Here is a 9,882-nt window from a genome sequence, read left to right on the forward strand (position 1 = left end):
GGTGGGTGGTGGCAGGGGTTCGGGGACGGGTTGTGATCGCCATGCGTAGATTCCGGCGACCACGGCGGCGGCGATTCCGAGCAGTATCAAGGCTCTTACGCCCGGGCGGCCGGGGTCGAAACGTTCGCCATCTCCAAGCATCTCGCGGAGGCGTCCGGAAATTGTTCCGCTCCTGTCCTTTCCGTGCCCGATAAGAGCGGCCCTCGGCGATCTATCCAGATCGTGATCCTGGTTCTGTGTTGCGCTCTTCACCTCGTCGGGACGGCTAATCCCCGCCTGGCTCCCATGAGTGGACTCGCGGGCCATTCCGTCGTAAGGCCTGTGGCGGTGCTGGGGGCCGAAATGGTGCGGCAACTCTTCCACATCAGATGGGGCCGCAACACCGAATGATGGAGGAGGTCCCGGCGCGAAAGGTATGGAGTTTGGAGAAATGGATTGGGAGGCGGTGGCCGAAGGAAGGGGATGGGCGTTGAGAACGGCAGTAGCCAGAGGCGAAGAGTGGCTGATATGGGAGGTAGCGGATGAAAATGAGGGGTGAGCTGGAGGAAGCTGGGATGTGATGGGAAAAGGCGAGGAGTCCGGAAATTGGGAAGCGGGGTGAGAGCCGTGAGATGAGGTGGAGGGCGTGGGGGATCCGGGGATTGCGCGAGAGGTTAGCCGGTGAAGGCGGACTTCGATGGCGGCCTGTTCGGCTTGTTGGCGTTCCCTGGTTCCCACGGGTGCGACGTTAGAGAGGTGGGCTCGCGATTGGGTGGCCGAACGGGGTTCTGTGGATAGTGGGGTGTTGTCCCCAGGTGGCCATCTATTTCGCGGTGAATTGGTCAGGGTTCGGGGGAGATGGTTACGGCGAGCATGCCGGGGCCGGTGTGGGCGGCTATCGCGGCGCCTACTTCGACGATCATCAGGTGGTTGAGGTTGGGGATTCGGGTCGTGAGGTGGGTGGCTAGGGAATCGGCCTGGGTGGGGGTGGAGAGGTGTTGGATCGCGATGTTCACGGAGGTTTCGCCGGCCGTGGATGTCGCCAGGTCTTCCAGGCGGGAGAGGGCGCGGGTGGTCGTACGTACCTTTTCCAGGAGGGTGATGGAGCCGTTGGTGAGGTGGAGGAGGGGTTTGATGGCGAGGGCGGAGCCGAGCACGGTGGCGGCGGTGCCGATGCGGCCGCCGCGGCGGAGGTATTCGAGGGTGTTGACGTAGAAGAAGCTCTGGGTGGCGGCGGCGGTGGTACGGGCGATGGTGGCGACCTCGGGGAGAGCTGCGCCTTGGGCGGCGGCGCGGGCGGCGGCGAGGACGGGGAAGCCGAGGCCCATCGCGATGGAGCGGCTGTCGATTACTTCGACGGGGATGAGGGCTTGCGTGGCGGCGATCCTGGCGGCGTCGAGGGTGCCGGACATTTCGCCGGAAAGATGGATTGAGACGACGCCGGTGGCCCCGCGGGCGGCTGCGGCCTCGTAGGCGTCCGCGAAACGCTGTGGGGCGGGACGGGACGTTGTGACGGGTGTCCACTCCCGTAACGCGTCGGCGACGCCCTTAGCGTCGATCTGAGCGCCGTCGTCGAACTCGCGTCCACCAATGATCACTTGTAACGGAACGACTGTCACACCCCACCTGTCCGCCTCAACGGGCGGCAGGTAGGCCGAGGAGTCCGTGACCACAACGACCGACATATCGAGAGATTACCCACCAGTTGATCGCCATCCACCGAATGAGCAGGTCACCAAGCCGCTCGCCGTAATCCGGCGCCGTTCACGCAGGTGATGGTTCTCTCCGCCCGGCGCCAAGAGCGGCGACGGCATCTTGTCAGAGGTCCTACTGGACTATGCGTCGTTATCGCCCAGGGTGCCGCCACACCACACGCGGCGGGGCTAGAGGCGGCATCCGACGGTGACATTCACACGGCTCACCGCATCCCACGCGGTGGGCTTGAGGGCGAATGCCCACGCCAAAAGCCGGACCAGGGTCCGCCCCACCACACGCGGCCGGGCCTGAAAGCACGAAGAGCTATCGGACCGCGTGTCGTCGCATCGCACTCGGTGGGCTTGCGGGTGAAGGGCACGTGCGGAGGAGTTACTGGACTGGGGTGCCGCCGCGCCAGACGCGGCGGGGTTTGAGGCCGAAGGCCCAGGCGAAGGCGCCTTCGTGGTCGGCGTCCCATTGGACGATGTCGGCGAGGCGGCCGGGGGCGAGGACGCCTCGGTCGGGGGCGCCGAGGACCTGGGCGCCGCCGAGGGTGGCGGCGCGGAGAGCGTCGCCGACGCTCATGCCGAAGGCGGCGACGGCGAGGCTGATGACCAGGGCCATGGAGGTGATGCCGCAGTGGCCGGGGTTGTGGTCGCTGCCGAGGGCGATCGGGACGCCCTGGCCGATCAGGCGGCGGACCGGCGGGAGGGAGCCGCTGGAGAGGGCGGTGCCGGGGCAGACGACGGCGGGCACGCCGTAGCGGGCCATCAGGGCGATGTCCTCGTCGGTGATGTGGTGGAGCAGGTCGGCGGAGGCGCAGCCCATCTCGGCGGCGAGCTGCACGGCGCCGCGCTTGCTGTACGCGCCGGCGTGCACCCGGGGCAGCAGGCCGACGTTGCGGCCGGAGGCCAGCACCCAGCGCGCCTCGTCGGGGCTGAAGTGGCCGTCGTCGCAGTAGACGTCCACGCTGTCGGCTCCGGCCGCGGCGGCGTCCGCGCACCAGGCGGCGACGGCTTCAACGTAGTCGCGCTGGCGGCCGAAATACTCCGGCGGGACGACGTGGGCGGCGAGGAACGTGACGTGCACGCGCGGCATCATCGGCTCCTTCTCCAGTTCGCGGAGAAGGCGCACGTCGGCGAGTTCGCCGTCGCGGGTGAGGTGGTAGCCGGTCTTGGCCTCGACCGTGGTGGTGCCGCTGAGCAGCCATTCGCGGAGGCGTTCGCGGACGCCGTTGCAGAGCGTCCACGGGTCGGTGCCGCGGGTCACGGTGACGGTGGAGCCGATGCCGCCACCGGCGGCGGTGATCGCCGAGACCGAGGAGCCGCCCGAGCGCATGGCCATCTCGGCGTAGCGGTTGCCCGCATACACCGGGTGGGTGTGGGCGTCGATCAGGCCGGGCGTGACGAGCGCGCCGCCGAGGTTCTCGACGTGGTCGACGTCGGTGATGTCGTCGACGACGCCGGGGACCGACTGCGGTAAGTCGGCGGCGCGGCCGACCCAGGCGATGCGGTCGTTGTGGACCAGGATCGACGCGTTGCTGCACACGTCATGGCCGGTCCAGAGGCGGCCGATGTTGGTGAGAAGGCGAACGGTCATCCGACCACCATCCGTGACGACGTCCCTGAGGACGCCGCGGAAGCCCAGCTCGTGGGCGCCGCGCCCGCTGGGTCCGCTCCGTGTCCGGACGTCATTGGGGGGTCTCCTGCTCTCATCGCGCACCGGGTTGTGCGATGACCGGATCGCCGTGAGGGTGGCCTCGGCGATTTCAGTTCAGTTACGTTATTTCACAGGTCGGCTCGCTGTACAGGGTTATTGAGAAGAACGCCGGTTCGCCTCCCTGGCATCCGGTTGACCCGTCCTTCTCCCCCGTCACTTCCGAGTCTGTCGCTCCAGCTCAGACCCGGCAAACGCACCCGCACCCCAGGTGTAACAGCACTCACAGGTGTCATCGTGTGTACCCGCGCAAGATTGTCGCGTAAGGCTTGGCTTATCCTAGCAACGCCGACCCCGGTGGGCCAGTGTCGTTTTCCTTCCGCTTTAGGGCTGGCCTCCCCTAATTCTCCGATTTGTCACCTTTACCAGGTCCGGCGAAACAGGTTCTATGCCAGCTTCCGGGTCGTTTTCATGATCTCGAAACGATAACCTCGCCGGAGGTCAGACGGGGTGTCAGGGCTGTGACCACCCAAGACCCACTTAGGCGGAAGAGCAGCTCATCACGCGGCAGGGGATCATTTCGGACATGCGCCCATGATCCTTCGGCGTCCGGTACTGGACACGCGCCGAAGAATCCCAAAGCGAAGACCCCGAGCGGACCCGGGGCTTTCTGTCCTACACCGTCTCCACCGGCTTGGCGACCCGGTCGAGTTCGTGGAACAGGCTGGGCAGGACGCGGGCGTGCAGGATGGTCCCATCGCCCGTGTGGTCGACGGAGAGCACCTCACCCTCCTTGTGCGCCCGGGCGACCAGATCCCCCCTGTCGTACGGCACCAGCATGTGCACCTCATGATCGAGATGCGGAAGCTCCCGCTCGATCAGCGCCATCAACTCGGGAATCCCCGACCCCGTACGCGCCGACACCACGATGCTGTGCCGCTCCCGCATGGTCAGCCGGGCCAGCACCACCGGATCGGCGGCGTCCGCCTTGTTCACCACCACGATCTCCGGAACATCGCTCACCCCGGAGATCTCCGAGAACACCTCACGGACGGCCGCGAGCTGGGATTCCGGATCGGGATGGGACCCGTCCACGACATGCAGGATCAGGTCGGCGTCCCCGACCTCCTCCAGGGTGGACCGGAACGCCTCCACCAGCTGATGCGGAAGATGCCGGACAAATCCCACCGTGTCGGCGAGGGTGAACAAGCGGCCCTCGGGCGTGCGCGCACGCCGTACGGTCGGATCGAGGGTCGCGAACAGGGCGTCCTCGACCAGGACGCCGGCCCCGGTCAGCCGGTTGAGCAGCGAGGATTTGCCGGCGTTCGTGTATCCGGCGATGGCCACCGCGGGCACTTCGCGCGACTGCCGGCGATGCCGTTTCGTCTCGCGGGAGGTGGACATCTCCTTGATCTGGCGCCGCAGCTTGGCCATGCGCTCGCGGATCCGCCGCCGGTCCAGCTCGATCTTCGTCTCACCGGGACCACGGCCGCCGATGCCGACGCCCCCGGCCGCCCGGCCACCGACCTGGCGGGACAGATTGCCACCCCAGCCGCGCAGCCGCGGCAGCAGATACTGCAGCTGGGCGAGCTCGACCTGGGCCTTGCCCTCCCGGCTCTTGGCGTGCTGGGCGAAGATGTCGAGGATGAGGGCGGTCCGGTCGATGACCTTGACCTTGACGATCTCCTCCAGCTGCCGCAGCTGTCCTGGCGTCAGCTCACCGTCGCAGATGACGGTGTCGGCGCCGCTGGTCGAGACGATGTCGCGGAGTTCGGTGGCCTTGCCCGACCCGATATACGTGGCCGAGTCCGGCTTGTCGCGGCGCTGGATCAGGCCTTCCAGGACCTCGGATCCGGCGGTCTCGGCCAGGAGCTTGAGCTCCTGCAGCGAGTTCTCCGCGTCGAAGGCCGTGCCGCTGGTCCACACTCCCACCAGGACGACCCGCTCCAGCCTGAGCTGGCGGTATTCGACCTCGGTGATATCCGTGAGCTCCGTCGAGAGACCCGCGACGCGTCTGAGCGCCTGACGCTCCTCAAGTTCGTAGTCGCCGATGTCCTCTAGCTCGTTGCGCATATATGTCATCTCTACTAGACCAACAGTCCGACACCGTGGTGTCTTCCCTTCGATGGTGGCATGACACCCAAAGATCGCGCACCCTGATAATCGCCCCCGTGTGTAGTCATCTCCAGGTCGCCGGCGAAGGTCCAGCCCATGGATGACTTCAGACGATCAGAGGGCGCTCAGCACCCAGGCCGCGGCGACATCGAACGCCGGCTCTAGACCAGGACCTTGACGTCGCCGGAGCCGGTCTTGATGGTGATCTTCTTGGGGGAGGCGGGGTCCTGGGCGACCTGGACGGTCTGCTCGCCCGAGCCGCTCTGCAGGGTGACGTGGTAGGTGCCCTTGGGGACGTAGACGACGCCCTCGCCGGAGCCGCTGGAGACCTGGGTGTTGTCGGGGGCGGCGTTGAACCTGAGCTCGACGTCGCCCGAGCCGGTGTCGGCGAGGGCGGTCTTGCTGGTCAGGCCGTTGGCCTCGATGTCGCCCGAGCCGGTGGAGACGTCGATGGGGCCGGTCAGGGAGCGCAGGGTGATCGTGCCGGAGCCGGTGTCGACGCGCACGTTGAGGCCGCGGGGGACCTCGACGCGGTAGTCGATGGAGCAGTCGTTGCAGTCATAGGCGAGTTTCAGGATTTCGCCGGACACCTCGTGCCCGTCGGTGGGCTGCGAGCCCCGGTAGTTCAGGGTCTCGGTGACCTCGATGCCGGTCCGGTCGGACTCGTTCACGATCACGTCGCCGGAGCCGGCGTTCACGGCAAGGGAAGTCACCTTGTCCTTGATGTCATATTTCTCCACGCTTTGCGATCTGTTGAAGCTCAGGTCGAGGCCGCAGCCGGTAAGAACCAGGGCCGATCCGATGACCGCACCCGCGAGGGCCAGGTTCCGCTTTGTTCTCATGCTCCGATTCTGCGGATTTCCCGAGGCTGAGCCCATCCGGGATACCCCCGAACACCCCCTGAGGCGACCCTCACGTTGACCCCCGAAAACCGATGAAGTAGCGTCGATTCCACGTGATAGAAGACTTTTTCCACATTATGGAAAGGATGTCGTCCGTGGAGATTAAAGGGCCGATGCTGGAGCGGTTCGACGAGATCCTCGCGCCGGAGGCCCTCGCCTTCGTCGCTACCCTGCAGCGCGAGTTCGACGCCCGCCGCCTGGAGCTGCTCGACGCGCGGCAGGTGAAGCAGGCCGGACTGTCCGCCGGGGGCACGCTGGACTTCCTGCCGGAGACGGCGGAGATCAGGGCGGGCGACTGGCGGGTGGCGCCGCCCGCGCCGGGTCTGGAGGACCGGCGGGTGGAGATCACCGGGCCGGTGGACCGCAAGATGACCATCAACGCGCTCAACTCGGGCGCCCAGGTGTGGCTCGCCGACTTCGAGGACGCCAACTCCCCCACCTGGGACAACGCCGTCAACGGCCAGCTCAACCTGCGGGACGCGCTGGATCGCACGATCGACTTCAGCAGCGGCGGGAAGTCGTACGCGCTGAAGGACGACGCCGAGCTGGCCACGGTCGTGGTGCGGCCGCGGGGCTGGCATCTCACCGAGAAGCACGTCACGGTGGACGACGCGCCGGTGTCGGGGGCGCTGTTCGACTTCGGGCTCTACTTCTTCCACTGCGCGCAGCGGCAGATCGACAAGGGCAAGGGGCCCTACTTCTACCTGCCGAAGATGGAATCCCACCTGGAGGCGCGGCTCTGGAACGACGTCTTCGTCCGGGCGCAGGAGCTGCTGGGCATTCCTCAGGGGACGATCCGGGCGACCGTGCTGATCGAGACGTATCCGGCGGCGTTCGAGATGGAGGAGATCCTCTACGAGCTCCGCGACCACTCCGCCGGGCTCAACGCCGGTCGCTGGGACTACCTGTTCAGCGTGATCAAGAAGTTCCGTACCCGGGGGCGGGAGTTCCTGCTGCCCGAGCGGAACGCGGTGACGATGACGGCGCCGTTCATGCGCGCGTACACCGAGTTGCTGGTGCGGACCTGTCACAAGCGCGGCGCGCACGCCATCGGGGGGATGGCGGCGTTCATCCCGTCCCGCCGGGATCCCGAGGTGAACAAGGTCGCGCTGGAGAAGGTGCGGGCCGACAAGACGCGGGAGTCAGGGGACGGTTTCGATGGTTCCTGGGTGGCGCATCCCGATCTGGTGCCGATCTGCCGTGAGGTGTTCGACTCGGTGCTGGGCGAGCGGCCGAACCAGCTCGACCGGCTGCGAGAGGAGGTCAGCGTGAGCGCGGCCGATCTGCTGGCGGTCTCCAAGACGCCGGGCGAGATCACCGAGGGCGGGCTGCGAAACAACGTCGACGTCGCGCTGCGCTACCTGGCGGCGTGGATGGCCGGCAGTGGCGCGGTGGCGATCCACAACCTGATGGAGGACGCGGCGACGGCCGAGATTAGCCGCTCCCAGATCTGGCAGTGGATCAGGAGCGAGATCCGGCTCGCGGACACCAGCGCGGTGGTCACCAAGGAGCTGGTCGAGCGGATCATCGCCGAGGAGCTGGCCGAGATCGCCGTCGAGCCGGGGTATGACGAGGAGCGGTATGCCCAGGCCGCGGCCCTGTTCAAGGAGGTCGCGCTGGACGATGACTTCGCCGAGTTCCTGACCCTCCCCGCGTATGCCCGCATGCCGTGACGTGAGCGAAGATGGCGGTATGACGGATTTGCTCGCCGGCCGGTTGCGGGAGGTGCTGCCGGACGAGGCCGTGATCACCGATCCGGTCCGGCTGCGCACCTACGAGTGCGACGGCCTCACCTACCACCGGGCGACGCCCGGCGTGGTGGTGCTGCCGGAGACGGCCGAGCAGATCGCCGCCGTGGTACGGCTCTGCCAGGAGTTCCGGGTCCCGTTCGTGGCCCGGGGCTCCGGCACCGGCCTGTCCGGCGGCGCGCTCCCCCGGTCGGACGGGGTGCTGATCGTGACCTCGCGCATGCGGCGCGTGCTGTCGATCGACCTGGCGAACCGCCGCGCGGTGGTCGAGCCGGGGGTGACCAACCTGGCCATCACCGAGGCGGTCAGGGAGGCCGGGTACTACTACGCGCCCGACCCCTCCAGCCAGCAGATCTGCTCCATCGGCGGCAACGTCGCGGAGAACTCGGGCGGGGCGCACTGCCTCAAATACGGCTTCACGGTCAACCATGTGCTGGGGCTTGAGCTGGTGACCCCGGATGGGGACATCGTGGAACTGTCGGACATGGACGCCGGATATGACCTGCTGGGGGCGTTCATCGGGTCGGAGGGCACGCTCGGGATCGCGACCAAGATCACGGTACGGCTGTCGCGGGCGCCTGCGGCCGTCACGACCATGCTCGCCGCGTTCACCACGATCGAGGGCGGCGGACGGGCGGTGTCGGCGATCATCGGGGCCGGGATCGTGCCCGCCGCGATCGAGATGATGGACGCGCTGGCGATCGAGGCGGCGGAGGCCGCGGTGCGGTGCGAGTATCCGGCCGGGGCCGGGGCCGTGCTCGTGGTCGAGCTGGACGGGCCGGAGGCCGAGGTGGATCTGCAGTTCGCCGAGGTCGATCGCATCTGCCGGGAGGCGGGGGCGTTCGAGATCCGGGTGGCGGCGTCGGCGGAGGAGCGGGCGGCGATCTGGAAGGGGCGCAAGTCGGCGTTCGCGGCTGTTGGGCGGATCAGTCCGGCGTACATCGTTCAGGATGGGGTCGTGCCGCGGACCGCGCTGCCGGAGGTGCTGGCGGGGATCGATCGGTTGCAGGAGGAGTTCGGGATCCGGGTGGCGAACGTGTTCCATGCCGGGGACGGGAACCTGCATCCGCTGGTGCTGTTCGACGACGCGGTGGCCGGGGAGGGCGAACGGGCGGAGCTGGTGAGCGGGCGCATCCTCGATCTGTGCATCGAGTACGGCGGCTCGATCACCGGCGAACACGGCGTCGGCGTCGACAAGTCCCGATATATGCCGAGAATGTTCACGGACGAGGATTTGGACACGATGCAGCTCGTCCGGTGTGCCTTTGATGTGGGGAATCTGTCGAATCCGGGGAAGGTGTTTCCGACGCCGCGGCTGTGCGGGGAGATTCCCGGGGTGCGCAAGGGGCCGCATCCGTATGAGGCGGAGCTGTTCTGATGCCACATGACGCGCTGGCCGGGACCGGGGTGACCATCCGCACGGCCGATCCCAGCGATGTGGTCGCTGGAGTTCAGCCGAAATGGGTGGCGTTGCCGGAGTCCACCGAGGAGGTCGCGGCGCTGCTCCGGGCCGCCGCCGAGCATGATCTCGCGGTGACGCCCGTGGGTGGGGGCACCAAGCTCGACTGGGGGCCGCCGCCCGAACGCTGCGACCTGCTCATCGACCTGTGCTGCATGAACGAGATCCTGGAACACGCCGCCGGTGACCTGGTCGTCCGCGTGCAGGCGGGAACGACCTTCGAATCCCTCAATCAGCGCCTTTCCGCCGAGAACCAGGAACTCGCGCTGGACATCCCCATCCCCGGCACCACCGTCGGCGGCCTGCTCGCCACCGCCCTCTCCGGGCC

7 protein-coding genes are annotated in these 9,882 nt (G+C 67.5%); 3 read left to right on the plus strand and 4 right to left on the minus strand.

Annotated elements, in window-relative coordinates:
• Positions 1–821: 821 nt before the first annotated feature.
• The 4 genes from Aple_RS51105 to Aple_RS51120 all read right to left on the minus strand — a co-directional run bounded on the left by Aple_RS51105 (position 822) and on the right by Aple_RS51120 (position 6,287).
• The gene (locus Aple_RS51105; RefSeq protein WP_155352062.1) at positions 822–1,664 is read right to left on the minus strand and encodes a DegV family protein; all 843 of its coding nucleotides are present in this window, start codon (positions 1,662–1,664) and stop codon (positions 822–824) included.
• Positions 1,665–2,064: 400 nt separating this feature from the next.
• A complete protein-coding gene (gene hutI / locus Aple_RS51110; RefSeq protein WP_155352063.1) occupies positions 2,065–3,273 on the minus strand; it encodes an imidazolonepropionase in 1,209 nt (402 codons plus the stop codon).
• A 732-nt stretch (positions 3,274–4,005) separates the two neighbouring features.
• Positions 4,006–5,403 (minus strand): GTPase HflX, encoded by a 1,398-nt coding sequence (gene hflX, locus Aple_RS51115; RefSeq protein WP_246265646.1) that lies wholly within the window; start codon positions 5,401–5,403, stop codon positions 4,006–4,008.
• A 203-nt stretch (positions 5,404–5,606) separates the two neighbouring features.
• A complete protein-coding gene (locus tag Aple_RS51120) occupies positions 5,607–6,287 on the minus strand; it encodes a DUF4097 family beta strand repeat-containing protein (protein ID WP_170322075.1) in 681 nt (226 codons plus the stop codon).
• A 146-nt stretch (positions 6,288–6,433) separates the two neighbouring features.
• Between Aple_RS51120 and aceB the strand changes: the two genes are divergently transcribed.
• The 3 genes from aceB to Aple_RS51135 all read left to right on the plus strand — a co-directional run.
• Positions 6,434–8,020: a malate synthase A gene (gene aceB / locus Aple_RS51125; protein ID WP_373869729.1), complete on the plus strand. Its 1,587-nt coding sequence runs from the start codon at positions 6,434–6,436 to the stop codon at positions 8,018–8,020.
• Between the two features lie 19 nt (positions 8,021–8,039).
• On the plus strand, positions 8,040–9,473 hold the full coding sequence (locus Aple_RS51130) for an FAD-linked oxidase C-terminal domain-containing protein (RefSeq protein ID WP_155352067.1): 1,434 nt from the start codon (positions 8,040–8,042) through the stop codon (positions 9,471–9,473).
• The coding region (locus tag Aple_RS51135) for an FAD-binding oxidoreductase (RefSeq protein WP_155352068.1) at positions 9,473–9,882 on the plus strand (410 nt) is incomplete at its 3' end. The genes Aple_RS51130 and Aple_RS51135, both read left to right, overlap by 1 nt.

It is taken from the genome of Acrocarpospora pleiomorpha (genome assembly GCF_009687885.1).
Taxonomy (GTDB): domain Bacteria; phylum Actinomycetota; class Actinomycetes; order Streptosporangiales; family Streptosporangiaceae; genus Acrocarpospora; species Acrocarpospora pleiomorpha.

Excerpts from the sequence above, each read along its gene's own strand:
- Aple_RS51105 (WP_155352062.1), bottom strand. The coding sequence starts at position 1,664 with ATGTCGGTCGTTGTGGTCACGGACTCCTCGGCCTACCTGCCGCCCGTT.
- hutI (WP_155352063.1), bottom strand. The coding sequence starts at position 3,273 with ATGACCGTTCGCCTTCTCACCAACATCGGCCGCCTCTGGACCGGCCAT.
- hflX (WP_246265646.1), bottom strand. The coding sequence starts at position 5,403 with ATGCGCAACGAGCTAGAGGACATCGGCGACTACGAACTTGAGGAGCGT.
- Aple_RS51120 (WP_170322075.1), bottom strand. The coding sequence starts at position 6,287 with ATGAGAACAAAGCGGAACCTGGCCCTCGCGGGTGCGGTCATCGGATCG.
- aceB (WP_373869729.1), top strand. The coding sequence starts at position 6,434 with ATGTCGTCCGTGGAGATTAAAGGGCCGATGCTGGAGCGGTTCGACGAG.
- Aple_RS51130 (WP_155352067.1), top strand. The coding sequence starts at position 8,040 with ATGACGGATTTGCTCGCCGGCCGGTTGCGGGAGGTGCTGCCGGACGAG.